Source organism: Planomonospora antibiotica (genome assembly GCF_014647955.1).
GTDB classification, from domain to species: Bacteria; Actinomycetota; Actinomycetes; order Streptosporangiales; family Streptosporangiaceae; genus Planomonospora; species Planomonospora parontospora.
Genome location: NZ_BMQE01000038.1, coordinates 36,869 through 62,909, shown reverse-complemented (window position 1 = coordinate 62,909; position 26,041 = coordinate 36,869). Strand labels below are relative to the sequence as shown.

Below are 26,041 nucleotides of genomic sequence, written 5' to 3'. Positions count from 1 at the left end.
CACGAAAAGGGACCGTCCGGTAACGGACGGTCCCTTTCCTGACTCGGTAATCGGCGTACGCCGCGCTCACCGGCCGACGCCCACCGGCGGCCCCTCCTCCGGCGGCCCCTCCTCCGGCACGGTCACCACCGGCCGGAACCCGCCCCGGATCCCGGGCTCACGGAATGACGCGGGCCCGGCCCCCGTTCCGGAGCTCCGCGCTCCGCCCATCCCCGGGACGCTCAGAGGCGCGGGCTCCGCAGGGAGAGCGTCATCGCCTCGACGGCCATCTGCGGGTTGACGTTGGCGGCCAGCCGCCGCCGGCACAGCATGACCGCGTCGATCCTGCGCAGGGTGTCCTCCGGGGAGGAGGAGCGGGCCAGCGCGTCGAGCTCGGCCCGGCGGTCGTCGTTCGCCAGTTCCACGGGCGCGCCGAACTGCACCGCCAGCACGTCGCGGTAGAGCGCCACCAGGTCGAGCAGGGCCGCGTCGATGACGTCGCGCTTGGTCCGGGTGGCCCGTGACTTCTGCCGGTCCTCCAGGTCCTTCAACGCCCCGGCGCCGCCCCGGACGAGCCCCTTGTTGAGCCCCTTGCCGGTGGAGCCCTCGCCGTAGACCTTGCGCAGCTCGGCGGTCTCCGACTCGTTCAGGACCGAGGTGACCGCGGCGGCCTCCTCGTCGGCGGTCTTCACCAGCCGCTCGGCCGCCGCCACGCACTCGCCCACCCCGGTCAGCGACGCGGGGATGGACAGCACGTCCTCGCGCCGCCTGCGGGCCTCGGCGTCCAGGGCCAGTCTGCGCGCCCGGTCGAGGTGGCCCTGCGCGGCCCTCGCGGCGAAGGCCGCCGTCTCCTGCGGCACGTTCTCGCGGGTGGCCAGCACGTGGGCGACGGCGGCGGTGGGCGGGGTGACGAGCGTGACCACCCGGCACCGGGACCTGATGGTGATCATCATGTCGTCCGGGGAGGGCGCGCAGAGCAGCCAGACCGTCCTCGGCGGCGGCTCCTCGATCGCCTTGAGCAGGGCGTTGGAGGCGCCCTCGGTGGCCCGGTCGGCGTCCTCGAACAGCACGACGCGCCAACCGCCCAGCGTGGGGGCGCCGGCCGCGCGGAGGATGAGGCGCCGGGTGTCCTTGACGCCGTACGAGAGTCCCTGCGGGCGGACCACCTCCAGGTCGGGGTGGGAGCCGATCGCCACCTGGTGGCACACGTCGCAGTGACCGCAGCCCTGGTCCGGGCAGAACAGCGCGGCCGCGAAGGCCCGCGCGGCCTCCTCCCGGCCGGACCCGGGCGGCCCGGTGAACAGCCACGCGTGGGTCATCCCCGATCCGCGGCCCCCCGCCAGGAGCTCGGCGCCGGCCGCGGCGGCCCGGCGGAGCGTCCCGGCCGCCCGCTCCTGGCCCACAAGGTCATCGAAGACTCCCACGCCGTCAAACCTACCGCCGGCGGCACGGGCATCCACCGGGAAACCGGCGGCGCAGGGATCCACCGGGGATCAGACCGTGCGGACCCGGGCGAGCAGCCGGGCCGTACGAGCCGGGCCGTGCGGGCCGGAGCGGGCGCGCGGTCGTGCGGGCCGGAGCTGAAGGCAGGGCCGTACGGGCCCGGGCGAACGGGGTCAGTCGCGGATGGCCGGCATGGTCCCGGTGATGTCCTCGGCCTCCCTGGGCACCGGGTCGGGCAGCACCTCGCGCACCCGGTCCTGGATGAGCCGGGAGATCTCGTCCTGCGCCAGCGTCCCGTCGACGACCAGGTAGCGGCCCGCGTCGGCGGCGGCCAGGGCGCGGAACTCCCGGCGGACCCGCTCGTGGAACTCCAGCGGCTCGGACTCGATCCGGTCGGCGGCCCCGCCCAGCCGGGTCAGGCCGACCGAGGGCGGGGTGTCGATGAGCACGGTCAGGTCGGGCACGAGACCGCCGGTGGCCCACTCGTTGACCCGGGCCACGTCCTCCGGGTCCAGCGCCCGGCCCGCCCCCTGGTAGGCCAGCGAGGAGTCCACGTAGCGGTCGGAGACCACCATCGCGCCCCGGTGCAGCGCCGGCCGGATGACCTTCTCCACGTGCTCCGCCCGGTCGGCCGCGTACAGCAGCGCCTCCGAACGGGCCGACAGCCCCTGGTGCACGGCGTCCAGCAGGATCGCCCGCAACCGCATGCCGACCTTGGTCGACCCCGGCTCCCGCGTCTGCACCACGTCGAAGCCCTGGTCGCGCAGCCAGATCGCCAGCAGCCGCGACTGCGTGGTCTTCCCCGAGCCCTCGCCGCCCTCGAACGCGATGAACATGCCCCGCGGCTCCTCGGCGTCCTCCGGCGCGAGCCTCCTCCCGCGCACCGCCGCGACCAGGTCCGCGACGATCGGGACGCCCCGGCGGTCGTCCATCTGCCGCAGGGCGAGCAGGCCCACCCCGGCCGCGATCAGCGCGCCCACCAGCAGCACCAGGTTGGAGCCGTCGAGCCGGTAGACCGGTTCGCCGCCGACCGAGATCTCGTGCTCGCCGTACAGACCGGCCAGCGCCGGCGCGACCGTGACGACCAGGAGCAGGGTGACCCGGGCGAGCGACTGCAGGAAGGAGAACGTACGGCCCCGCAGGTGGTCCTCCACCTCCAGCCCGATCATCGTGTAGCCGATGATCCAGGCGATCCCTGCGCACGCGCCGAGCAGCACGGCCAGCAGGACCACGAGGACCAGGTTGTGGACGAGCGCGATCGCGGCCAGGACCAGCCCGGCCGCGACGATCGAGAGCCCGAACAGCCGGCGCCGGGAGAGCCCGCGCAGCAGCCGGGGGCCGAAGAACATGCCCGACGCCATGCCGGCGAAGACCGCTCCGAACACCACGCCGTAGGCCGCGTCCCCGCCGCCCAGCGCCCCCACGTAGATCTTGGCCACGCCGACCACCGCGCCGCCGGCGGCGAACGCGCCGATCATGCCGATGACCAGCCCGCGGACCAGCCGGTCGCCGCCGGCGAACCGCCAGCCCTCGACGATCTGCCGGAGCACCGACGGCGTGGTGACCGCGGTGACGTTCCTCCTGGGGATGTCCCGGAGCGTGAAGATGAGGAACGCCGAGGCGAGGTAGGCCAGGGCGTTCACCAGCAGCGCCAGGTGGGTGTCGCGCCCGTCGAGGTACGGCACGAGGGCGCCCAGCGCGTCGCCCGCGACCGACAGCACCGCGAAGAGCAGCGCGGCGACCGGCGCGGTGCCGTACGTGACCAGCAGGTTGAGCTGGTTGGCCTCCTCCAGCCGCTCCTTGGGCACCAGGTTGGGCACCGTGGCGTCCTTGGCCGGCACCCAGAAGAGGTTGACGCACTCGACCAGGAAGGTGGCGACGAGCAGCCACTGGTAGCCGGCGTCCGTCAGGGGGATCGAGAGGACCAGGGCGAACCGCGCCAGGTCCGCGGCGAACATCGTCAGCCGCCGGTCGAACCGGTCGGCGAACGCCCCCGCGAGCGGCCCCAGCACGATGGCCGGGAGCATCTTCACGACGAAGACGCCGCCGATGGCCAGGCTCTGCGTCCGGTAGTCCCCGGCGGTGAGGTTGCCCGCCAGCGCGGTGAGCGCCAGCAGGTTCAGCCAGTCGCCGAGGCTGCACACCGACATGGCGGTCCACAGCCTGCGGAACGGGGCGTTGGCCAGCACGTGGGGGGGCTTTCGGCGCGCGGTGCTCCGGCCAGGGGAGGTCATGACGCCAGGGTATCCGGGTGCCCGCCGGGCAGGGGAAACATGAGCCGGACTGATATACCGGCCCGCGTCAGGCCCGCAGTTCGAGCAGGGTGATCTCCGGGGGCGCGCCGACCCTGACGGGCGGGCCCCAGAACCCCGCGCCGCGGGTGACGTAGACCTGCGTGCCACCGACCTCGCCGAGCCCCGCGACCACCGGCTGCTGCACCGGCACGACCAGGTTGAAGGGGGCCATCTGGCCGCCGTGCGTGTGCCCGGACAGCTGGAGGTCCACGCCGTGCTCCGCCGCCTGTACGGCCTGCACCGGCTGGTGGGCGAGGAGGACGACGGACCGCGAGCGGTCCCGCCCGCCGAGCGCCCGCTCGAAGTCCGGCCCCTCGGGGACGGTCCCCGTTCCGCCGGTGCCGGTGCCGGTGCCGGTGACGTCGTCCACCCCGGCGAGGTCGAGGACCGCTCCCCCGTGGGCGATCTCGACGCGCTCGTTGCGCAGCGTGCGGATGCCCAGGCCGCCGAGCTCCTCGACCCACTCGTCCGGACCGTTCGCGGTGTAGTACTCGTGGTTGCCGGTGACGAAGTAGGAGCCGTAGCGGGACTCCAGGTTCGCCAGCGGGCGGGCGAGCCGGCCCAGCTCGGCCACCGTGCCGTCGACCAGGTCGCCGACGACCGCGACCACGTCGGCCTGGAGCGAGTTGATCATCCGGACGATGCGCTCGGAGTGTCCCGTCCCGGTGAGCGGGCCGAGGTGGATGTCGCTGACCACCGCGAACCGCAGCCCGGACAGGCGGGGGTCCAGCCGGGGCAGCGTCACCTTGACGGACTCGATCACCGGGTCGCCGAGCGCCGTCCGCACGCCGTACCCGACCGTGGCCAGCGCGCCCACGCCCGCGACGGCGGCGGCCGTGCGCGCGATGAAGAGCCTGCGGCCGATCGCCTCCGGCTCCCCGCCGCGTGCGGAGGGCTCCGGATCCGGGGACTCCGCGGCGGAAGCCGTTCCCGGGTGCGTTCCCGTCCGGACGGGGACCGGCTCTCCGGTCAGAACCGGCTCGGCCGCGCGGGCGCGGCGCCGGTCCGCCAGGCGCCGGGCGAGCGCCGCCTCGGACCTGCGGCGGCTCCGGCGCTCCAGCGCGAACAGGGCCAGCGCCCGGGGGATCTCCAGGGCCGCCAGGAACACCAGGAGGTAGAACATCACCGCGATCCAGAAGAACCCCGGCCAGGCCAGGAAGTGGCCCCACCCGGTGCGGGAGCCGACGAGCGTCACGGGGACGAGCGCGCCCAGGCCCAGCAGGATCCAGGTGAGCACCCGGCGGGTCCGGCCGGGAAGCGTGGTCGCCCTCACCAGACGGCGCCAGAGGTAGTAGTGGACCAGCGCCACCACTCCGAAGACCAGCACCACGAAACCCATGACCGCCACCACTCGCCTCTCGCGCCCGCCCGCCGTACTCGGCGCGCTCTGGCCAGAACGCCCGGAGCGGCGGATGCGTTCCCGCAGGTCTGAGAGGATTCTCAGGCCCGCGGACCGGAGGTCTCCCTCAGATCCGCGGGCCTGTCAGATCAGGTCACCGCGGGCCACGCCCGCCCCCGGAACGCGTCCCGTCTCGGGAGGCGGCTCCCACCCGGGCCCGGACCGAGGCGAGGACCGGCGCCGGGCAGGTCCTCCGGGCAGGTCCGCCGGGAGCCGCCGCAGGGCCTCGGCGCGGGTGGGGCGCTCGGGCCCAGGTCTTGGCCTTGGCCTCGGCGCGGGTGGGGCGCTCGGGCTCAGGTCTTGGCCTTGGCCTTGGCGCGGGTGGGGCGCTTGGGCGCCGGGCCGCGGGCGCGGCGTTCGGCCAGGAGCTCGGCGGCGCGCTCGGTGGTGATCTGCTCGACGTCGTCGTCCTTGCGCAGCGAGGCGTTGGTCTCGCCGTCGGTCACGTACGGGCCGAAACGGCCCTCCTTGACCACGATCGGCTTCTTGGAGACCGGGTCCTCACCCAGCTCGCGCAGCGGCGGCGCCGCGGCGGCACGGCGGCCGCGGGTCTTGGGCTGGGCGAAGATCTCCTTGGCCTGGTCCAGCGTGACCGTGAACATCTCCTCCTCGGAGGCCAGCGACCGCGAGTCGGTGCCCTTCTTCAGGTAGGGACCGAACCTGCCGTTCTGCGCCGTGACCTCCTGCCCGTCGATCTCCCCGAGGACCCTGGGCAGCGAGAGCAGCCGCATGGCGTCCTCGAGCGTGACGGTCTCCAGCGACATCGACTTCAGCAGCGAACCGGTCCGCGGCTTGGGTGCGTCGGCCTTCTTCCGCTTCTTCGCCCCCTCGGCCGGCGGCGGCTCCTCGGGCAGGATCTCCGTGACGTACGGCCCGTAGCGGCCGTCCTTGGCCACGATCATGTTGCCGGTCACCGGGTCCCGGCCCAGCTCGCGGTCGCCGGTCGGACGGGAGAACAGCTCCTCGGCCACCTCGGCGGTGAGCTCGTCGGGCGCCATGTCCTCCGGGATGTTCACCCGGGCGCCGTCGCGGTCGAGGTAGGGGCCGTAGCGGCCCACCCGGATCACGATGTCGGTGCCCCGGATCGGGAACGAGCTGATCTCCTTGGCGTCGATCTCGCCGAGGTCGCTGACCAGCTCCTTCAGGCCCTCGTCGCCCTCGGTGCCCTCGGCGCCGTAGTAGAACCGGCGCAGCTCGGGCACCCGCTCCGCCCGGTCGTTGGCGATGTCGTCGAGGACCTTCTCCATCTCGGCGGTGAAGTCGTAGTCGACGAGGTGGGCGAAGTGCTGCTCCAGCAGGTTGACCACGGCGAACGCCAGGAAGGACGGCACCAGGGCGGTGCCCTTCTTGAAGACGTAGCCCCGGTCGAGGATCGTCCCGATGATCGACGCGTAGGTCGACGGGCGGCCGATCTCGCGGTCCTCCAGCTCCTTGATGAGCGAGGCCTCGGTGTAGCGCGCGGGCGGCTTGGTGGCGTGCCCCAGCGTGGCGAGCTCGCGCGCGGTGAGCCGGTCGCCCTCGGTCAGGTTCGGCAGGCGCTTCTCGGAGTCGTCGCGGTCGGTGGACGGGTCGTCCGCGCCCTCGACGTAGGCCTTGAGGAAGCCGTGGAAGGTGATCGTCCGGCCCGAGGCGCTGAACTCGACCCGCTCTCCGGAGCTGGACGCGCCGCCCACCTTGACCGTGACGGACTCGCCGACCGCGTCCTTCATCTGGGAGGCCACGGTCCGCTGCCAGATCAGTTCGTACAGCCGGAACATGTCACCGGTCAGGCCGGTCTCGCCCGGCGTGCGGAACTCCTCGCCCGAGGGGCGGATCGCCTCGTGCGCCTCCTGCGCGTTCTTCACCTTGCTGGCGTAGACGCGCGGCCGGTCCGGGACGTACGCCGCGCCGTACAGCTTGACGGCCTGGCTGCGGGCGGCGGCGACGGCGGTCTCCGACAGCGTGATGCTGTCGGTCCGCATGTAGGTGATGAAGCCGTTTTCGTAGAGCCGCTGGGCGATCTGCATGGTCAGCTTCGCGGAGAAGCCCAGCTTCCGGCTGGCCTCCTGCTGCAGCGTGGTCGTCCGGAACGGGGCGTACGGCTTGCGGGTGTACGGCCGGCGCTCGACGGAGCCGACCGTGTAGGAGGTGCCCGCGAGCCGTCCGGCGAGGGCCCGGGCGGCCTCCTCGTCCAGGTGGAGCACCCCGGGGTTCTTCAGCGTGCCGGTGCTCGCGAAGTCGCGGCCCTGGGCGACGCGCCTGCCGTCCACCCCGGTCAGCGTGGCGGTGAACTCGCGCGGGACCTCGTCGCGGCCGGTGTCGAACAGCGCCTGCAGGTCCCAGTAGCTCGCGCTGGTGAACGCCAGCCGCTCGCGCTCGCGCTCCACGACCAGCCGGGTCGCCACCGACTGCACGCGGCCGGCGGACAGGCGGGGCTTGACCTTCTTCCACAGGACGGGACTGACCTCGTAGCCGTAGAGGCGGTCGAGGATGCGCCGGGTCTCCTGGGCGTCGACCAGCCGCAGGTTCAGCTCGCGCGGGTTGGCCACCGCCTCCTGGATCGCCCGCGGGGTGATCTCGTGGAACACCATCCGGTGGACCGGGACCTTGGGCTTGAGCACCTCGCGGAGGTGCCAGGCGATCGCCTCGCCCTCCCGGTCCTCGTCGGTGGCGAGATAGAGCTCGTCGGCGTCCTTCAGCAGCTGCTTGAGCTTGTTGACCTGGGCCTTCTTGTCGGCGTTGACGACGTAGAGCGGCTCGAACTCATGGTCGACGTTGACGCCCAGACGGGCCCAGGGCTTGCCCTTGTCCTTCTCGGGGATGTCGTCGGCGCCCTGCGGGAGGTCGCGGATATGGCCGATGCTGGACTCCACGACATAGCCGCGGCCGAGGTACCCGGCGATGGTCTTCGCCTTGGAAGGCGACTCGACGATCACCAGGCGGGTTCCGCCGGCGTTGCCGTTCTTGGCTGGCACGCTGCTTCCTACCTCGCTGTTCGCATTCGTTCCCCGTTCACTTCCCTCTCGGGCTACCCGATCCTGGTCGGGGGCACTCCCGAGGAAAGCCGCAAGGACGCAGAATAAAGCCCGATGAGTGCCGACGTCCCCCAGCCCACCTCTCGGAGACTAACCGCTGTGCTCGACTACTCCTACTTGGTTCTTCATCTCCCGCGCGGCACCTCCAGGAACGCCGCCCGGCAGATCCTCACCGAACACGCAGAATACGGCGGCTGGGAGCTCGACCGTCTGCGACTGTATCCCGACGGCCGCCGGGACGTCCGACTGCGCCGGAAGATCATACGTGCGACCCGGACGATGTGACCCCTGCCGGGTCCGTCCGGAATCGGACATCGGCCGCCGCCCACGGGCGGGCGGCCACCGTCCGCGGGCGGGCGGCCCCTTCCGCCGGAGCGTGAGCGGGCCGCCGCTTCCTCCGGTGAGCGTGAGCGGGCCGCCGCCGGACGGAACCGGGTGCCGACCGCCCGTCCCCGGACATGGCTTTGCCCGTCCCGGGCCACGCCCCCGGAACGGGCAAAGCGTCTGTGCTCCCCCGGCGGATCCGGGGGCGCCCCGCGCCGGGCGGTACGGCGAGCGGCCGGCTGCCGCTCGCCCCGCCCGGCGGGGGCCGGTCTCGGCGGGGCCGGTTCGGCGGTTCTCCGCCTCCCCGGCCCCCGTCTCGCTGGTGCTCTCCTGAGCCTGCCGGAACCAGGCCTTGAGCCCTCCGGCACCGGGCTTAGAGCCCGCCGGAACCAGGCCTTGAGCCCTCCGGAACTAGGCCTTGTGCTTGCCGAAGCGGACCCGGCGGGTGGTCGCGAAGAGCGTGGCCGAGGCCGCCGCCATCGCCCCGACCACCAGGGCCAGCAGCGAACCGGAGGTCATCCCGGTCACGCCCGCGGGCTGGGCGGCGCTCATCAGGCCGATCCCGCCGAGGGCCGGAACGGCGTCGGTCAGGCCGGCCGCCGGGGAGGACGCGTGCCGGGCGCTGCGGCCCCCGGCCTCGGAGCCGGACAGGTTCGGCAGCTCGGCCAGGCCGGGCACCCCGTCGACCGCGGGCAGCGCGGACGAGGAGGCACCCCGCATCGCCTGAGCGGCACCGCCGTCCTGGGCGCCGCTCAGCGCCGGGACGACTGGCAGCGCCGGGAGGAGGCCGGAGGTGTGCTTGCCGGGGCGCTTGCCCCACTTGTCGTGGCCGTGGCCGTCGTAGCCGTGGCCGTCGTACCCGTGGCCGGACTTGCCGACGTGCGCGCCGCCGAGGCAGCCCGCGGCGGCGTCGGCCAGGACGGCCACCGCGTTGCCGCAGACGTTGACCGGCACGGTGATCGGCGCGACCACCTGGTTGCCGCCCAGGATGCTGCGGTCACCGCTGGTCCGGTTGCCGCCGGCGCCGGAGCCCTTGCCGGAGTTCTTGACCGAGGCGCCGCCCTTGCAGCCCGCGAACGCCTGGCCGAAGAGCGCCCCGACGGAGTTGCCGCAGACGTTGACCGGCGCGGTGATCGGCGCGACCACCTGGTTGCCGCCCAGGATGCTGCCACGGCCACTGGTCCGGTTGTCACCCGCGCCGGAGCCCTTGCCGTGCCCGTTGTGGTACCCGTGACCGGACTTGCCGCCGGTGACCGAGGCACCGCCCTTGCAGCCCGCGAACGCCTGGCCGACGACGGCGACGGCGTTGCCGCAGACGTTGACCGGCGCGGTGATCGGCGCGACCACCTGGTTGCCGCCCAGGATGCTGCCACGGCCACTGGTACGGTTGCCGCCCGCGCCGGAGCCCTTGCCGGAGTTCTTGACCGAGGCGCCGCCCTTGCAGCCGGCGGCGGAGCGGCCGACGACGGCGACGGCGTTGCCGCAGGCGTTGATGGGAGCGGTGATCGGCGCGACGATCTGGTTGCCGCCGAGGATGCTGTGGTCGCCGCTGGTCCGGTTGCCGCCGGCGCCGGAGCCCTTGCCCGACTGCTCGACGGAGGCGCCGCCGACGGAACCGGCCTCCGACTCGCCGATGGCGGCGACGGAGTTGCCGCTGATGTCGATCGGCAGGGTGATCGGCAGGTTGACCTGGTTGCCGCCGCCGATCGAACCGTCGCCCGAGGTGTCCTCGGCGAAGGCCGTACCGGTGCCGAGGGACATGACGCCCAGTGCGAGAAGGGCCGCGGGGGTCGTGCTCTTAACCCACGTACGCATGCTTGAAGCTCCTTGTGGTTCATTCATGGGGGTACCTGACATCTCGTGCGCGAGGTGCGCGGGCAGGCGGGATCCCGGCGGGAGACCGCACAGCGGACGCCCGGCAGCCGTCACGAGACCTGGAATCGCTCATCACCCGTGGCGCGGAACGGCTCCTCCGCCAGGAGGACCAAGGCACGTTCCGCTCGACCGGCGCTTTCGTCTGGAGAAACGCGACCGGCCATGGGACGGGGTCAGTCGGGAGAGAAGGATGGGTCGTCCGCCGCTGTGCGGACGACGGGCGGGAGCACCCCCGCGAGCGGGGCGCGCTGTGCCCTGAGGCGCGGGTCGTAGTCGAACCGCGCGATGTCTCCCACACCCGGCCCGAAGGAGCCGGATCCACCGCTCGTCTGGGGCACGAACCCGTTCGCCCCGGCGTTGTGGTCGGCGGTGGAGGGCGCCGGGAATCCCGGAGTCGACTGGCTGGTGAGCCCGTCGACGCCTCGCCCGGCCATCGCTTCGGCGTTTCCTTCCGCCGGCAGGTCGCCGCTTTCCGTGGGGAAGTCACCGACCTCGGAGACCGGTCCGGAAGCGGCTGTGTCGAGAGGGCCGGAACCCACCGCCGCAGGCGCCGCCTCTGCCTCCGCGGTGGTGCCCGCGGCCGCCGGAGCGGCGCAGAGAAGCCCGAAGACGACGGCGAGGAGCCACCCGGCGGCGAACAGGCCGCCGACCGCGAGGACCCGCCTGACGACCCGCCGGGCGCCCGTCGTGAACCGCGTGGTCCGGATCTCCCGGACGACGGGCGCGCCGGCGGAGAGGGGCACGGGCACGCACGGGACGGCGGACGGGAGGATCCCCCGCTGCCCTTCCGGCGTGCGTGCCACGCGACCTCCCCAGCTCCTGGCGGGGGCCGCGTGAAAGCGGCCTTCCCTTCGACGGAGAGTTACGCTAGCACTACGTCGAGTCAGTGCAATGGTTTTTCCGGGAACGTCTCAGCAGCCGTCCAGGAAGCGGTCAAGAACGCGCACCCCGAACCGGAGCGAATCCGTCGGAACCCTCTCGTCCACCCCGTGGAACATCCCGGAGAAGTCCAGGTCCGCGGGGAGCCGCAGCGGCGCGAACCCGAACCCCCGCATGCCCAGCCGGCTGAAGGCCTTCAGGTCGGTGCCCCCCGACAGCGTGTACGGCACCGCCAGCGCCCCCGGGTCCTCCGCGACGAGCGCGTCGGCCATCGCGCGCACCAGGGGCCCGTCGAAGCCCGTCTCGATCGCGATGTCGTGGTAGACGAACTCCCTGGTCACGTTGGGCCCGAGCAGCCGGTCGACCGTCTCGAAGAACTCGTCCTCGTAACCGGGCAGGAACCGCCCGTCCACGTGCGCGGTCGCGGTCTGCGGGATGACGTTGGCCTTGTAGCCCCCCGCCAGCATGGTGGGGTTGGCGGTGTTGCGGAGCGTGGCGCCGATCATCCGGGCCAGCGGACCGAGCTTGGCCACGGTCGCCTCGGCGTCGTCGGCGTCGAGCTCCAGTTCCAGGGCCTCGGAGACCTCGGCCAGGAAGGTCTTCACGGTCTGCGTCAGCCGTACCGGCCACTCGTAGCGGCCGATCCTGCCGACCGCCTCGGCCAGCTCGGTGACGGCGTTCTCGTTGTTGAGCATGGAGCCGTGCCCGGCCCGGCCGCGGGCCGTCAGGCGCATCCAGGCGATGCCCTTCTCGGCCGTCTCGATGAGATAGAGCCTGCGCGCCTCGTCCAGGGAGACGCTGAACCCGCCGACCTCGCCGATCGCCTCGGTGCAGCCCTCGAAGAGGTCGGCGTGGTTGTCGGTCAGCCACTGCGCGCCGTACGAACCGCCGGCCTCCTCGTCGGCGGTGAAGGCCAGCACCACGTCCCGCGGCGGGCGGCGGCCCTCGCTGAGCCGCTGCCGGACGACCGCGAGGATCATCGCGTCCATGTCCTTCATGTCGACCGCGCCGCGCCCCCAGACGCACCCGTCGGCGATCTCCCCGCTGAGCGGGTGGTGGGTCCAGTCGTCGGCGTTGAAGGGGACGACGTCGAGGTGCCCGTGGAGCAGCAGCGCGTCACGCGAGGAGTCCTCCCCCGCGATGCGGGCGACCACGTTCGCCCGGCGGCTGTCCGACTCCAGGATCCGCGGCTCCAGGCCGACCTCGGCCAGCTTCTCCGCGACGTACTCGGCGGCGGCCCGCTCGCCCGGCCCCGTGTTGTCGCCCGCGTTGGTCGAGTCGATCCGGATCAGGTCGCGGCACAGCCCGACGACCTCGTCCTCACCATTGAGCGCGGTCATGTCGACTCCTTCGGTTCGGTACGGCTTGCGCCTCCCATCCTGCCGTCGCCGGAACCCCGCAGGCATCCCCAGGGACCTCGCCGGTAACCGATATGACGTGCGCTCAAAGGTTTGCTAACCTAGGTCCGCCGACGAGGGATGACGGTCTCGCGTGCAGGCACCAAGTCCGGGTGGCGGAATGGCAGACGCGCTAGCTTGAGGTGCTAGTGCCCTTTGCGGGGCGTGGGGGTTCAAGTCCCCCCTCGGACACAAGATCATTTATGGTGCTATCTACGGATACGGCACCTCTTGAGCGCTCGGGCTAATTTTGCCCGAGTGTTTCTTGTTTTCCGGCCGTCTTCGACACCATCGTGTGCACCTTCTCTCTGGGCTCAATCCCCGACCACCGGCAGGCGGTCGCCGAAATGGTCCGCGTGCTTCGACCCGGTGGGATCCTGCTGCTCGCCGACCAGGTCGCCGCCTCGGCCTGGTCAGCCCGCACCGTGCAACGACTGCTCGAACTCATTACCGTCCCCCCTGGGGTCGCCGGGTCAGGTTCCAGCCGGTGTAGCCGACGGCCCATCGGGCGTGTCCCCGGTTCGGATGCGGCCCGGCGTCCACCAGCCGATACCCGTACGGCGGACGACCGCCCATGTAGCGTCCCTGTTCGGCGGCCTGCATCCGCATCGCGGCCAGGACCCGGTGGTGGGCCCGCACCACCTCCTGCTGAGAGTGCGCGCCCAGCACCGTCATCAGGGCTTGGTGCATCGGACTGCCCGACTCGACCGGACCCGGCTGCCTCAGGCAGCCACACCTGTCCCCGCGGTCTTCCAGCCATGGCAGGAGCTCGTTGAGCTGGTCGGCGAAGAATCCCCGCTCGTATTCCCCGACGACGATCGCGTCGAACGGGCGATCCGGGCCGCTGATGGCTTCCAGTGGCTCCGCCGCCTTCGGGCAGTTCCGCCACGGTATGCGCCGGAACACCCCGACGTCGAAATACTCACCCACGATCTGCCCATGCCCCGCTACCAGATCTGCGGCCAGTTCCCGCTGCCAGCCCCGCGAGGTCCACCGGTCCTGGAACCGTTCAGTCGAGGTGCGGCCGTAGCACGCGAACCGCAGCTCTTGCGCCACCTCGCGGAGCCTGGCGGGTTTTCTGCTTGGTCCTCGGTGCGCCTGCCCGATCCAGGTATCGAACAACGCTTCTGCCTGACTCGCCGTCATCGTCACCGACACCCTTCTCGCCGTTTCCTTCTCCGATGACGACCGCGCCTCTTCATGACGGCGTAAACTCTCGACCTGACTTTCCAGGTACGACGGTGTGGGGGTTCCGTGTCTGGGACGGCTCGAAAGCGGCTGGCGGAACTCCTCGGCGGCATGGAACAGCCTGCAGCCGCGAGCGTCTACCGCAAGCTCTTCATGTCCGATCTGTCGGTGTCGGTCGAGGGTGTCGGCCCGCTGAAGTTCCCCGTGGGCCAGGAACAGGTCGGCCAGTTGCGTGAACTCGGCCGCCGCGCGCGGTTCGGGCGGGGCACGGAAACGTTGACCGACCCGCGGGTCCGTGACACCTGGGAGATCCCTACAGAGCTGGTGCGCCTCGAATGGACCGACGCGTTCGCGGCCGTCCTTGAGGTGATGCGCGAGGAGCTCGGGCTACCTGCCCACTGCACGCTCACGCCGAAGCTCCACTCCGTGCTTCTGTACGAGACCGGTCAGTTCTTCGTCACCCACCAGGATTCGGAGAAGGACGACGACATGGTCGCGACCCTGGTGGTGACCTTGCCGTCCGCGCACACCGGTGGCGAACTCGTCCTGGAACACAACGGACAGACCATCGAGTACCGGGGATCGAAGGTCGCTGTCTCCCTCGTGGCCTTCTACGCCGACTGCCGCCACCAGGTCCTGCCCGTGACGTCCGGAAACCGGATCACCCTCACCTACAACCTGCTGCTGACCGGCGACAGCGGCACCGCGCCCGAGACCGCGCTGACCGGCGAACTCGCGGCCTGCCTCGACACCCACTTCGCCACCCCCGTCATCCTCCCGTACAGCGGCGGCCCGGCTGATCCACCGTCGCGGCTCGCCTACCTCCTCGACCACGAGTACACCGCGCGAGGACTGAACTGGTCCCGGTTGAAAGGCGCCGACGCGGCCCGGGCCGCCCTGTTGCGGACGGCGGCAGGCCAGGCGGGCTACGAGGTGACCTTGGCCCTCGCGGAGATCCAGGAAACCTGGGACGCCTACGACGAGGACGAAGACGACTACTACTACCAGGACGAAGAGGACGATGATGAGGCTGAGGAGCGCGGCGACGAGCAGTATGTCATCCAGGATCTGATCGATTCCTCCATCACCCTCAGCCACTGGATCGACCCGAAAAACGGTCGGCTCACGGAGATCTCACTGGCCCTCCAGGACGCCGAGACGGCCACGAGCACCCCGTCGGCCGACCTGACGCCCTACACCTCCCAGTACGAGGGCTACATGGGCAACTACGGCAACACCCTGGACCGCTGGTACCGACGCGCGGCACTCGTGATCTGGCCACGGAACCGGGGTTTCGCCAGTCAGGCCGAGGCATCCGCACTGTGGGCGCTGAACGAACTCGGTGAAATACTCCAGGGCGGAGCCGCCACCGAGGCGCGTGACGCGGCGCTGACTCTGGCACCGTTCTGGCAGCAGGCAGTCACTTCGGGCCCGAAGGACGAACTCCTGGCCAGAGCGCTCGACATCGCTCCGGGGCTGGATGACGGCCAGACCAGTGCGATGCTGCTGGCCCCGTTCCAGCTTCAGCAGATGGTCGCCGCCCACGCTGCGTCTCTCGCGGCCCTGACCGCACATTACGGCGACCTCTGGCTGCGCGGTCTCCTGCGCGACTGGTCCCGGTCTTTGCCGCCGAAGGAATACGGCTACGTTCCGGACGACCTGATCGACTGGCTCTCGGCCCTCCCGGAGCTGATCTCCGCACTACAGGAGACCGGAACTGCGGTCGCTCATCACCTCCTGGAACCGTCGTGGGCCTGGTTCTCGGGGCGAGTCCGCTCGGAACTCACCGGAGCTTCCACCGCCAGTCGGGAGGAGTGGCTGACCAGCCTGGGCCGACCGTTCTCCGGGCTGCTCATCGCTGCGGCGCAGTGCGAGTCGACCGCAGTGCTGGAAGGTGTGGGCGAACTCGTCCGTACCTCTGACGATCAGGTGGTCCGGCTGGTGACAGCAGCCCTGCGCGCTGCCGAGACATCGACAACGGCCAGCCACCCGGTCTTTGACCAGTTAGCCGCCAACTGCGCCGATCGGATCCGTACTGCGCTAGCCCGGCCGCTTCGCGCCCACGACGACTGGTCGATCGAACTGCCGTCCGGATGCTCGTGTGAGCTGTGCGAGACACTGGAGACATTCCTGAGAGACCCGCAGCGGCGGATCTTCGAGTGGAAGCTCGCGACGGGGGGTCGCTCCCATGTCCACGGCCGGATTGACCTGGCCGAACTTCCAGTCCGCCACCAGACCCGGCGCGAGGGCCGGCCGTACACCCTGGTGCTCACCAAGACCGACGCGCTCTTCGACCGGGAACGCCTCGCCCGCACACGGGACGAAGAAGACCTGACCTGGCTCACCCTGCACTGGAACGTGACCGCCTGAAGACGGCTTCTCTTATTCTTGGAGTGCGGGGGGAAGGAGCACAATGGACAAGTTTCTGGAACGTGCTGGGGGCCTCAAGGCGGAACTGTCCGCATTCCTCCATTCTGGCCGCTACGACCGGAAGCTACGTGCACTGGTGGCCGAAGTCGGCCATCACAGCGGCGAGACCGCGGAGCTGTATTTTGGGCTCACGCTCGAAGGATTCATGCTCAGCGCCAAGCTGCCCGGCGGGGACACGGTCGTGGAGCAGTTCATCCACTCCCGTCGCGACCTGTCCGCCGAGGATCGCGACCTGCTGCTGTCCTGGCGTGACAACGTCCAGGGCATCTTCGAGATCAAGGCCAGGGACGGCGACGACGGCCTGGTCCTGTTCAACCACGTCGACGAACTGACCTACACCGCCCGATCCAACATGGGCGCCCAAGGGCTGGCGGGTCTCGGGCCAGGGATGATTCTCATCCAGCGGATCGTTCCCCTGGGCCAGGAGTGGATGATGAGCGGGCCCGGCGCCCGCTTTCCCGCCGACCAGGCCGAGCAGGTCCTGGCGGGACTTCCGCAACTGATGGCGGGCCACCCCGAGGCAGTCTTCCGCAACCCTGCCAAGCTCGCCGAGGCCCGCGCCATGCAGGACGAACAGCGGCAGGCGTTCATCGAGTTGCACGGCAGCGACCTGGTCGTCGTTGCGGGAGCCGAAGTCCGGGAGACGCTCCTGGCGTTCTACCGTCACGTCTATGAGAAGGCCGGAAGCAAGGCCGGCCCGTGGACCGATCCCGGCCTGCAGCCACTTCCCGAGGAATGGGCCCACGCCGACAGTGTGGCCATGATCTACGACGAGATCGACGGGCTCGGCTTCTACCTCGACTACGCCCTCGCTCAGGACGCGTTCGCCGACCCCGACCTGGTCGTGCGGCAGCCGTACCGGCAGATCATCTCCGGCTACCTGCGTGAGGACGCCGTCAGCCCCGTCCCCCTCCAGCGCCTGGCCGCAGCCGACCCCGCCAAGGCCAGTCTGCTGTTCGCCAAGATCCTCAAGAAACGCGGCTTCATCTGGGAACGTGACGGCGAGGCTCTGCTCCGCCGCTACAAGTCCGACTGGTACGACAACCCGCCGCCGCCCCGGATCACCCCCGTCCCCGGCCCCATGGCCGAGCGTTACCGCGCAGCCAAGTGATCTCCAAGGCAGGTGGGTGAGTCCGGCTCGCGACGAGGACCGGCCGGTATCAGCAGGCCTCAGGGCGCGGTGTCGAGAAGGTCCAGGTACCCCTGGACCGCCTCCCACAGGTGATCCTCGGGTCGGCGGCCCGACCCACGATGCTCCCGCCGCCGGGGTGATCCGCAGCAACTGATCGAACCGGCGCTCGGCCAGCGCGGTCAGCACCGGACCGGTCCCTTGATCACGTGATTCCGCACCGGCGCCTCGCGCGAGCGCCACCAGTAGGCGATCGCGCCCTTGCCCAGCCGCAGAAAGTCGACCAGCCACCCGGTACCGTGCGGATGCGATCCCCAGGGCACCTCCTCCAGCAGCAGATTCAGCACCAAAGCGACCTGGACGCAGTCAACGATGGCGTCCCACTGGGTGGTGGGATTTCGCCTATCAGGCCGCGCATGACCTGGTCGAACGTCTCCACAAGGCGAACGTTACGCTGCGGGAATCCCAGCTCGCCGAGGCCGCGCCAGATTGGTTCGAGCCTGCATGAGGGCATTCCGCAAGATCTCGCCCAGCAGGTCGAGTCGGCTGCGCCACCGTGGTGAATGCAGCATTATGGAAGCGATCAGGAAAGCGAGGCGAGCATGGCGATCGACCGCTTCACGACACCGCTGTACGGCATCGCCGAAGCGGCGGGTTACCTCGCCGTACCCGCGTCCACCTTCACCACCTGGGCCTTCGGCTACGAACGCCGCCAGCGCGACGGACGCACCGTTCACGGAGAGCCGGTCATCACCGCCCGGCGACCTGGCCGTCCGAACCAGGCATCGGTGCCCTTCATCGGCCTCGCAGAGGGATACGCGCTGGCCGCCTTCCGACAGGCCGGAGTACCGCTCCAGCGGATCCGCCCGGCCGTCGACGCGCTCCAACGTGAGCTCGGTCTGGAACACGCTTTGGCCAGTCGTCGGCTTTTCACCGACGGTGCCGAGGTTCTCTACGACTACGCCGAACACGTCGGCGACGATTCCACGCGCGAACTGGTCGTCGTCCGCAACAACCAGCGTGTCTTCACCGAAGTCGTGGCCAGCTATCTACGCCGCGTGGACTTCGCCGTGGACGGATATGCCGAGGTCATCACCCTCCCGCAGTACCGTGTGGCTGACGTGCGAGTTGACGCCGACCATGCGTTCGGTCGGCCACGGTTCGCGCGCGGCGGCGCCAAACTCGAAGACGTCATCGACCTGTTCCAGGCCGGCGAGCCCGTTGACGTCGTGGCCGAAGAGTTCGGGCTGAGCAGACAAGAGGTGGAGGACGTCCTTCGTGTCGCCACCCGAGCAGCCGCGTAAGTTCTTCGTCGACCGCAGCCTGGGACGGGTGGCTGTCCCGGGCTTACTCCGTGCCGCCGGGTGGGATCTGATCACGCTGGCCGAGCACTACGGAGTGCCCGAAGACGAACAGGTCAGCGACACCCGCTGGATCGAGGACAGCGCCAAACGCGGCTGGGTCGTGCTGATGAAGGACAAGCGAATCCGCTACCGACAGGCCGAGATCGAAGCCGTCATCGAACATCACGCCCGCTGTTTCGTCGTCACCCGCGGCGATCTGACCTCCACCGCCTACGCCGATCGCTTCATCGCCAACCAGGACGCGATCTTCTCTGTCTCCGGCACGCCAGGTCCGTTCATCTACGCCGTCCACACCGACCGCCTCGAACGCCTCTACCCGCGTCGCGACCAATGAGCGGATGATCTTCAGCTCAGCTCACCTGCCAGGCCCGCGTTCTTGATCCATCGTCCCCACCGGGCACTTCGCTCGAACTGCTCAGCGATCGCCTTTCCCGAGGGAAGGGCCCCGTCGGGGTGACGGTTCACCTGAGCCCAGCGCCACGCGGCTCGATGCAGATCCACGATCTCATCGTCACGAGGGCGAGGCGGGTTGTCGGGCCGGACCGTGTTTGTCGGTGACCTATCCGCAACGGATTCTGCGGGGTCCTGCTCGACGTGCGGAGTGGTTCCGAATGCTTCGGACGGCTGTTGAGCGGCGATGCGGCGGACCTGGGACATCAGAAGCTCGTAGCTGCCGATCAAGGCGGCACTGGGCCAGGCCGCGATGATCCGGCCGATCAGGCTGGGTTCGGCGACGGCGACGTTGGCGCCCAGACTGGCCAGGCTGCCGGTGATGAGCAGGGTCCAGGCGAGTGTTCCGCCACGGGAGCCGTACCGGTTGGCCAGGAGGATGGACATCGAGGCGACGACGATGGTGCCGTCCACGGCGAGCGGGATGAGCACTGCGGCCAGAGAGTCCTCACCGTGACGTAGGCAGAGTTCGTGCATGTGACGGAACGACACGATGGCGGCGATCCCCGCCAGGAGCGCGACGCCCGCGATCGTCGTGGCCTGGATGCGCCGCACGGAGGAAGCATGAGGGGTCATCATGACTCCCCGTCCAGGGAGATGTCTTCGCAGGCCAGACGGGCATAGTGTTTGGGTTCAAGTCCGTCCTCGGACACACTTGGTTTCCCATGGAACACGCCGGAAGGTGCGAGGTCCACTGAGACCCGCACCTTTCGTGTTTCCGGGTCGAAGTCGGCACGGAGCCCCATACCCTGGCAGATATCGGCCCTGCAGTCGGCGGAGCCCTCGGTGAGGGCCTTTCACCACGTCTCCCATGTGTCAGCTGCCCTCACCGTGTCGGTGCCGGTCGTTATGGTCGTGGTCATGCTCAGCGCATACAGCCAGAATGACGTGCTGCTATCGATGATGGACGCCCTGGTCGGGGACGGCGTTGACCTGGAGTCGGCCAGGAAGGCGTTCGAGTCCACCAAGGGTGACTTCGCGGCGAAGTTCACCGCTGCGGTGCAGGCACGCTTCGCTCAGATGGTCAGACCTGAGCTGTTCATCGACATACCCGAGCGCCCTGAGGTGCTTCGCAAAGCCGATCTAGAGGCATTGGTGCGGCCCGCCGTCGACGGCTTCCTTCGCTCGCATCCGACTAGGGACGAGTTGCTGGCCCAGGCGGACCGAATCCGATGGCGGCAGGAGCGGCGCCCACCATGGATCCCACGCCTGGACCGACACGGTGAGCCCATATCGGAACCACAACCTGGCTCGTCCGATGAGGAGGCTCACCTCGGACGGCCTCTGACGGTTACCGCCCTTGCCGAGCTCGGCGACGTGACCGTTCTGCTTCCTGCTCCCGGCTGGGAGCGGCCGGAGTTGGTCATGATGCCCGGTGGGATCGGAGAATGGGAAGCGGTCCTGTGCACGGTCCTAGGTGTCACCTGCGAGCGAACGCCCGTCACGACTGTCGTGATCGACGCACAGGCCAACGAGGCGCTGATCCCCGAGAACCTCCGGTGGTGGGCGGTCGAACCGGCAAAGCCGTTGTCGGCGATGCAGGATCCGGGAGTGGCAAGCGAGCTCCTGGCCACCTCGGCAAGCCTTGGAGGGCTGCCGGTCACCGACAGTACGCACCAGGATCACGAGACGTTGGCCATGGCCCTCATGTCCGCAGGGGACTGGCGATACAGCGCCCGCTGGCTCCTTGACTCATGGGATCCCAGCGTAGATGCGGGTGTGCTGGCCACTGCTCGCGCGGCCATCGCCGGCTGGGCAGGTGAGGGCCGAAGCGGATTGGTCGTGTACGTGTACGGCGGGACCCTGCACGGCACCGAAGGTCTGATCGGTGGCCCCGGTCCACTGCACAGTTACCTGCTCTGCGTCAGCCGGTCTGCCGACGGTACAGACACAGTGGACACGGTGCATCGGGTGATCCTCTCGTGTCCTGGGGAGAACTGGTGCCACCGCGGCGGTTGCCCTGAGACCGACTTCACGGACGTGGCCGCGCTGCTCGCTCCGATCGTCACCGCCGGTGATGTCGCCGGGGTGACCGATCAGGGCGGCGGTTGGGCCGGGGAGGTCTACCAACAGCTGTACGGCGCCGGTGGTATCGATGAACATTCAGAAGACGTCTTGGACTTCTTGGAGGGGAAGCTGTCAGGCATCGGCTGGGTCGAACTGGATCGCTCGACGTGGGAAGGCGGGCTGGAGGAGTCATTGCTGCGTCGGGGCGAGCACTGCCTGACCGCCTCCTACGATCCGGTCACCCACCAGCTCCAACTCGCCGACGGCATGTCCGGGCTCGAAGGCGTGCTCGACATTCTGGCCGATGACGGTGTGCTCACCGATGATGACGATCAGGTCACTGTCGACGCCGGTGAGCGTGCGGTGCAGCGATGGGGCACGGAGTTCCTGACTGCGGCGGAGGATCTGCTGCGCGGACGCATCAACGAACTGCGGCAACTGGCCGTCCCTGTTCAGGGTGCCTTGCTCGGATTGCACCCTCATGCGGACGGAACCCTCAGTGCCCCGAAATCGACAGCTCTCGCAGATGAGCAGCTCACCGTCCTGCTGCACGCCGCCGGCCTGCTGAGCAACGACGCATAACCGGACATCAACCGACCTGAACGGGATCTCCCCCGGTCACGGATGCCCCGACCCGGTGAAAACCAGGTGACATTTCGGATCTTGTGCCGGATCGTTGGGCACGGTCGGTGAGTTTTGTCGGTGGCGTCCGTCACTCTTGCATGACCACTTCCCGTGGGACCGAAGGCCGGCGTGCCGGCCGCGGCCACGTCATGTCCGACAACCCCGATCGAGGTACCGTGTCCAGCCGACTGCTCGACTCACCCGCCAAGCCCGCGGCCTCCGTCCCAGGCCGCACGCCGCCCGTGATCCGACTGCTGGTGCTGGCCACGTTCGTGGTCATCCTCAACGAGACGATCCTGATCAACGCGATCCCGCGGTTGATGCGTGCGCTGAGCATCACCGAGCCGACCGCGCAGTGGCTCTCGACGGCCTTCATGCTGACCATGGCCGCGGTCATCCCGATCACCGGGTGGTTCCTGCAGCGGGTCTCCACCCGCAGCGCGTACGCCACCGCGATGGGCCTGTTCCTGCTCGGCACGGCGCTGGCCGCCGTCGCGCCCTCGTTCGAGGTGCTGCTGGGCGCGCGCATCGTCCAGGCGTCCGGGACCGCCGTGATGATGCCGCTGCTGATGACCACGCTGATGCAGGTGGTGCCCGAGGGGGACCGGGGCAGGGTGATGGGCAACGTCACGCTGGCCATCTCGGTCGCGCCCGCGATGGGCCCGGCGGTCTCAGGGGTGATCCTCCAGCTCGGGTCCTGGCGCCTGCTGTTCGCCGTGGTGCTCCCCATCGCCGCCGTGATCGCGTGGCGTGGCCTGAAGCAGCTCGAGAACGTCGGCGAGCCCCGGTCCAGCACCGTCGACTGGTTCAGCGTGGTGACGGCCGCCGTCGGCTTCGGCGGCCTGGTCTACGGGCTCAGCCGGTTCGAGAGCGGTGACGTCCGCGTCGCCGCCGCGATCGTGGCCGCCGGCCTGGCCACCATCGCCGTCTTCGTCTTCCGCCAGCTGTCGCTGCAGAAGCGGGGCACGCCGCTGATGGACCTGCGCACCCTGCGCCACCGCACCTACACGGTCGCGCTGGTCCTGATGGCGGTGGCCTTCATGGCGATGCTGGGTTCGATGATCCTGCTCCCGCTCTACCTGCAGAACCTCCGCGGACTCAACGAGCTGCAGGCGGGGCTCCTCGTGATGCCGGGCGGCCTCGCGATGGGACTGCTCGGCCCGGTCGTCGGCCGCCTGTTCGACCGGTTCGGCGGCCGGGTCCTGGTCATCCCGGGAGCGATCGGGATCACGCTCGCACTCGCCGGGTTCACCCAGATCACGATGACCACGCCGTACTGGCTGCTCCTCGGCCTGCACGCACTGCTCATGGTGGGTCTGGCCGCGACCTTCACCCCGGTGTTCACCCTCGGGCTCGGAGCGCTCCCCCCGCATCTCTACTCCCACGGCAGCTCGATCCTGAGCACGCTGCAGCAGGTCTTCGCGGCCATCGGCACCGCGCTCGTGATCACCGTGATGAGCGCGCGAGCAGACGTCCTGAAGTCCGAAGGAGTCACCGAGGCGCTCGCCGCCCTCGACGGCATGCGGCTGGCCTTCATCATCGGCGCGGCGCTGTCCGTGGTCGTGGTCGTCACCGCTCTGCTCCTCCCGGCCCGGGCGGACAAGGCCGACGGGGTGGGGGGAGCCGGCCACTTCTGACGGCGGTCGTCCCGGCCGTACGGACGGCCGGGACGGCCGTACGGACCCTTGTCACGGACCTTCCCCGGGCCGCGACAGCCAGAGCCGCTCTCCGTCGTCGAGGCGGTCGGTGGGAAGCAGACCCACCCGGCGGGCCACGGCGGCGGAAGCGGCGTGGCCGGGGTGGATGTGCGCTTGGACGGAGACGACACCGCGCGCGCGGAGCCAGCCGGCCACGGCCCGCGCGGCCTCGGACGCGTACCCCTGTCCTTGCCGGTGCAGGCCGACCACCCAGGCGATCTCGGCCCGCCGCCCCTCGTCCGCGATCGTCACCTGGACGTAGCCGAGCGCCTGCCCGTCCGCCTTCCCGCGGATGATCCAGTTGCGCCACTCCTCGCTCCCGTCCGGGGAGCGGCCGACGACCTGCCTGGCGTAACGGGCGCGCAGCTCGTCCAGCGCGGGCGGGGATCCGCCGGTGAAGGCGTAGAGCCCGTCACCCGCCAGCACCTCCACCATCTCGTCGGCGTCGGCCACGGAGAGAGGGGTGAGGCGGAGCCGTTCGGTCACGATCCGGAGGCTCGCCGCGCCGCCGTCCGCGGACGGGGTATCCCACATGTCCGCCAGTCTCACACGGAACGGCCGGGTCTCCAGCCGTTGCGGGCGGAGCCGTCACTCTTCGTCCGGGGCTCCGTCCTCGCTCCCCGGCCCGTCTCGGACCGTCGTTCCGCTTCGGATCGCAGGCTCATCCACGCCCGCGGACCCGCTTCGGATCCCATGTTCGCTCGCGTCCGTGGACCCGCCTCCGGTGAGCGGCATCCCACGAGTGGGCTTCCCGCGGACGGCCCCGTGGTGAACGGCGGACCCGGAGTGCTGCCACGGTGATTCCGAGGCTTTCGGAGACCACCTCCGGGAGCCGGGAACGGTGTAATGGATGGCACGTAAACGGCGTATATGGACGCCCCAACCAGGCGGCATGGACATGCGAATGGCATTCATGTCATGCGTCTTGTAATGATCATGAATTTCCGGACGGATCACCGGAGGCGGCGACACGAGCCCTCCCGTGCCGCCTCCCTGGGGTTCGGCGGCGGAGTGAATCTCTAGAGATGTCCTGGTGGGGACGATCTACACCTTCCCGACATTCGCCGAATCCCGAGTTTCGGATAGTCCGGATTATGACCCTTATGCCATTTATATGACAGAAGCTTTAAGCGCTAATAACCCCGCCCCTTTACCTTCCCCCGGGATCATTGTCAGTCTAATATCGGGATCTATGTCGCGGCATGCATCAGATTCCCCGGGCAGGCGAGTCTGGCTCTCCCAACGCATGGATGCCCCTGCCGCACAGGACTTCGACGACGGCCTCTGGGAGCCCGAACGACTGTCCACGTTCAGGTGGCGGAAGGTCGTCGTGTTCGGGACGGCCGCCACCGTCTTCACCGGTGTGGGCATCTGGATCGTCCTGTCCGGCTCCTCCGGTCCCCGGACCCTGCTCGCCCACACCACGCCCGCCCCTGGCAGGACCTCGTGGGAGGCGGCGGTCCCGCCCCCGTCCGTCGGCGTGCTCCCCTCCGGCGGCCCCTCCTCGTCCGGCACCGCCGAGAAGGCCGGACCCGGAGGAGTGGCCGCCCCGGCCACCCGGGTGGATCCGACCGCCGCTTCAGAGCCTCCCGCGAATCCGGCCACCGCGGAACCTCCCACGGATCCGGCCACCGCGGAATCTCCCGCGACCACGACCGAGTCCCCGGTGGACACCCTGCCGACGCGGGTCACCGCCAAGGACGCGCGCCGCATCCACGGCCGCTACGCCCGGGAGCTGTCCATCGCCCAGTCGAAGATGGACGCCAAGGCGATGGGAAGGCTGGAGCACGGCCTCGCCCTGGAGATGTCACGGGCGGCCTTCCAGACCGCCCGCATGGAGGGCACGCAGGTGGGGGCGGGCATGTGGCCCCGCCCGAAGCTCTGGATCCCCCGCGACTCCACGGGGACCACCGACTGGTTCGTCGCGGTCGCCCATCAGCAGAAGGTTGCTCAGGTCAGTTTGGTGATGGCCTCCACCCCGGCCGGTTGGCGGCTGACGACCTTCACCGCCGACACCCGTCCCGTCCCCGCGCCGCTGCCCGAGATCGCCACCGACTCCGAGGGTTACGCCACGAGCCTGCCGGAGAACGCCACCGGCCTGCGCGCGACCCCGCGCCAGGTCGCCCGGGCCCATCTGGCGAGCCTGCAGAGCACCCGGCCGGACGCGCGGTTCGCCGACGGCCCGTGGACCAGCGAGGCGGCGCTGTTCTGGCGGCAGGAGCGCGCCCAGCTGGAGCGGGCCGGCTGGAAGCTCTCGCTGTCCTACCGCCCCGAGGGCGCGGTGCGCTCGCTCATGACCAGCGACGGGGGCGCCCTGGTCTGGTACGCCGCCCGCTCCACCGACCTGCGCACCGCCCGCCGGGCGGGCGCGCTGGTCACGCTGAAGGGTGCGGCCGCGGTCCGCACCGGCAACAAGGCGTTCTCACGCTCGGCGAGCGTGACGTACGGCCGCATGTACGCGGCCTACATCCCGCCCGCCGGTTCCAACGAACGGGTCCGTGTGCTCGGCGAGTGGTCCGAAGTTCTGGAGAGCCACGGCACCTGACGT

At 70.2% G+C, this 26,041-nt stretch carries 20 protein-coding genes, 1 tRNA gene and 1 pseudogene; 10 read left to right on the top strand and 12 right to left on the bottom strand.

Features of this window, described 5'->3' with window-relative positions; all coding sequences use genetic code 11:
* Window positions 1-221: 221 nt before the first annotated feature.
* The 4 genes from IEZ06_RS27045 to topA form a co-directional block, all read right to left on the bottom strand.
* Window positions 222-1,403 carry a DNA polymerase III subunit delta' gene (locus IEZ06_RS27045; RefSeq protein ID WP_189239492.1) on the bottom strand — a complete coding sequence of 394 codons (1,182 nt, stop codon included), beginning with the start codon at window positions 1,401-1,403 and terminating at the stop codon, window positions 222-224.
* A gap of 192 nt (window positions 1,404-1,595) precedes the next feature.
* Window positions 1,596-3,656 (bottom strand): dTMP kinase, encoded by a 2,061-nt coding sequence (gene tmk, locus IEZ06_RS27040; RefSeq protein WP_189239491.1) that lies wholly within the window; start codon window positions 3,654-3,656, stop codon window positions 1,596-1,598.
* Between the two features lie 67 nt (window positions 3,657-3,723).
* Window positions 3,724-5,055 (bottom strand): metallophosphoesterase, encoded by a 1,332-nt coding sequence (locus tag IEZ06_RS37320; RefSeq protein ID WP_189239490.1) that lies wholly within the window; start codon window positions 5,053-5,055, stop codon window positions 3,724-3,726.
* A 353-nt stretch (window positions 5,056-5,408) separates the two neighbouring features.
* The gene (gene topA / locus IEZ06_RS27030) at window positions 5,409-8,069 is read right to left on the bottom strand and encodes a type I DNA topoisomerase (RefSeq protein WP_189239489.1); all 2,661 of its coding nucleotides are present in this window, start codon (window positions 8,067-8,069) and stop codon (window positions 5,409-5,411) included.
* A 159-nt stretch (window positions 8,070-8,228) separates the two neighbouring features.
* Here topA and IEZ06_RS27025 point away from each other — a divergent pair, with 159 nt between their 5' ends.
* Window positions 8,229-8,414 carry a DUF5703 family protein gene (locus tag IEZ06_RS27025; protein ID WP_068900476.1) on the top strand — a complete coding sequence of 62 codons (186 nt, stop codon included), beginning with the start codon at window positions 8,229-8,231 and terminating at the stop codon, window positions 8,412-8,414.
* A 450-nt stretch (window positions 8,415-8,864) separates the two neighbouring features.
* On the opposite strand, the gene IEZ06_RS27020 is transcribed toward IEZ06_RS27025, so the two are convergent.
* The 3 genes from IEZ06_RS27020 to IEZ06_RS27010 all read right to left on the bottom strand — a co-directional run bounded on the left by IEZ06_RS27020 (window position 8,865) and on the right by IEZ06_RS27010 (window position 12,547).
* The gene (locus IEZ06_RS27020) at window positions 8,865-10,268 is read right to left on the bottom strand and encodes a chaplin family protein (RefSeq protein WP_189239488.1); all 1,404 of its coding nucleotides are present in this window, start codon (window positions 10,266-10,268) and stop codon (window positions 8,865-8,867) included.
* Between the two features lie 233 nt (window positions 10,269-10,501).
* The gene (locus IEZ06_RS27015) at window positions 10,502-11,131 is read right to left on the bottom strand and encodes a hypothetical protein (RefSeq protein ID WP_229798739.1); all 630 of its coding nucleotides are present in this window, start codon (window positions 11,129-11,131) and stop codon (window positions 10,502-10,504) included.
* 108 nt (window positions 11,132-11,239) lie between these two features.
* Window positions 11,240-12,547 carry a M20/M25/M40 family metallo-hydrolase gene (locus IEZ06_RS27010; protein WP_189239487.1) on the bottom strand — a complete coding sequence of 436 codons (1,308 nt, stop codon included), beginning with the start codon at window positions 12,545-12,547 and terminating at the stop codon, window positions 11,240-11,242.
* A gap of 164 nt (window positions 12,548-12,711) precedes the next feature.
* Between IEZ06_RS27010 and IEZ06_RS27005 the strand changes: the two genes are divergently transcribed.
* Window positions 12,712-12,796 (top strand) — tRNA-Leu (locus IEZ06_RS27005).
* Window positions 12,797-12,894: 98 nt separating this feature from the next.
* Window positions 12,895-12,975 (top strand): annotated as a pseudogene (locus IEZ06_RS37315) (class I SAM-dependent methyltransferase); the annotation flags it as partial.
* A 76-nt stretch (window positions 12,976-13,051) separates the two neighbouring features.
* On the opposite strand, the gene IEZ06_RS36680 reads toward IEZ06_RS37315, so the two are convergent.
* The gene (locus IEZ06_RS36680) at window positions 13,052-13,762 is read right to left on the bottom strand and encodes a serine integrase family protein (protein ID WP_229798744.1); all 711 of its coding nucleotides are present in this window, start codon (window positions 13,760-13,762) and stop codon (window positions 13,052-13,054) included.
* A gap of 141 nt (window positions 13,763-13,903) precedes the next feature.
* Here IEZ06_RS36680 and IEZ06_RS26995 point away from each other — a divergent pair, with 141 nt between their 5' ends.
* Both IEZ06_RS26995 and IEZ06_RS26990 read left to right on the top strand, forming a co-directional pair.
* Window positions 13,904-16,162 carry a 2OG-Fe(II) oxygenase gene (locus IEZ06_RS26995; RefSeq protein ID WP_203871938.1) on the top strand — a complete coding sequence of 753 codons (2,259 nt, stop codon included), beginning with the start codon at window positions 13,904-13,906 and terminating at the stop codon, window positions 16,160-16,162.
* Window positions 16,163-16,205: 43 nt separating this feature from the next.
* Window positions 16,206-17,333 (top strand): hypothetical protein, encoded by a 1,128-nt coding sequence (locus IEZ06_RS26990; RefSeq protein ID WP_189239485.1) that lies wholly within the window; start codon window positions 16,206-16,208, stop codon window positions 17,331-17,333.
* Between the two features lie 59 nt (window positions 17,334-17,392).
* On the opposite strand, the gene IEZ06_RS37870 is transcribed toward IEZ06_RS26990, so the two are convergent.
* Window positions 17,393-17,509 (bottom strand): DUF7711 family protein, encoded by a 117-nt coding sequence (locus IEZ06_RS37870; protein ID WP_444544045.1) that lies wholly within the window; start codon window positions 17,507-17,509, stop codon window positions 17,393-17,395.
* A 24-nt stretch (window positions 17,510-17,533) separates the two neighbouring features.
* Complete coding sequence (locus IEZ06_RS26985; protein WP_444544044.1) at window positions 17,534-17,725, bottom strand: DUF7711 family protein; 192 nt, start codon at window positions 17,723-17,725, stop codon at window positions 17,534-17,536.
* Window positions 17,726-17,953: 228 nt separating this feature from the next.
* On the opposite strand from IEZ06_RS26985, the gene IEZ06_RS26980 reads away from it, so the two are divergent.
* A complete protein-coding gene (locus tag IEZ06_RS26980; RefSeq protein ID WP_189239483.1) occupies window positions 17,954-18,655 on the top strand; it encodes a DUF433 domain-containing protein in 702 nt (233 codons plus the stop codon).
* A complete protein-coding gene (locus tag IEZ06_RS26975; RefSeq protein ID WP_189239482.1) occupies window positions 18,630-19,049 on the top strand; it encodes a PIN-like domain-containing protein in 420 nt (139 codons plus the stop codon). The genes IEZ06_RS26980 and IEZ06_RS26975 overlap by 26 nt, the downstream gene beginning before the upstream one ends.
* Before the next feature lie 11 nt (window positions 19,050-19,060).
* Here IEZ06_RS26975 and IEZ06_RS26970 read toward each other — a convergent pair whose 3' ends face one another.
* Window positions 19,061-19,720: a DUF2637 domain-containing protein gene (locus tag IEZ06_RS26970; RefSeq protein ID WP_229798737.1), complete on the bottom strand. Its 660-nt coding sequence runs from the start codon at window positions 19,718-19,720 to the stop codon at window positions 19,061-19,063.
* 306 nt (window positions 19,721-20,026) lie between these two features.
* On the opposite strand from IEZ06_RS26970, the gene IEZ06_RS26965 reads away from it, so the two are divergent.
* Together IEZ06_RS26965 and IEZ06_RS26960 are read left to right on the top strand one after the other, a co-directional pair.
* Entirely contained in the window at window positions 20,027-21,754 is a 1,728-nt protein-coding gene (locus IEZ06_RS26965) for a hypothetical protein (protein WP_189239481.1), read from the top strand.
* A gap of 218 nt (window positions 21,755-21,972) precedes the next feature.
* On the top strand, window positions 21,973-23,433 hold the full coding sequence (locus tag IEZ06_RS26960) for an MDR family MFS transporter (protein ID WP_229798736.1): 1,461 nt from the start codon (window positions 21,973-21,975) through the stop codon (window positions 23,431-23,433).
* Between the two features lie 51 nt (window positions 23,434-23,484).
* Here the strand turns inward: IEZ06_RS26960 and IEZ06_RS26955 are convergent, their stop codons facing one another.
* A complete protein-coding gene (locus tag IEZ06_RS26955) occupies window positions 23,485-23,979 on the bottom strand; it encodes a GNAT family N-acetyltransferase (protein WP_229798734.1) in 495 nt (164 codons plus the stop codon).
* Between the two features lie 760 nt (window positions 23,980-24,739).
* On the opposite strand from IEZ06_RS26955, the gene IEZ06_RS26950 reads away from it, so the two are divergent.
* Window positions 24,740-26,038, top strand: a complete 1,299-nt coding sequence (locus IEZ06_RS26950) for a DUF8094 domain-containing protein (protein ID WP_189239479.1) — start codon at window positions 24,740-24,742, stop codon at window positions 26,036-26,038.
* Window positions 26,039-26,041: the final 3 nt, after the last annotated feature.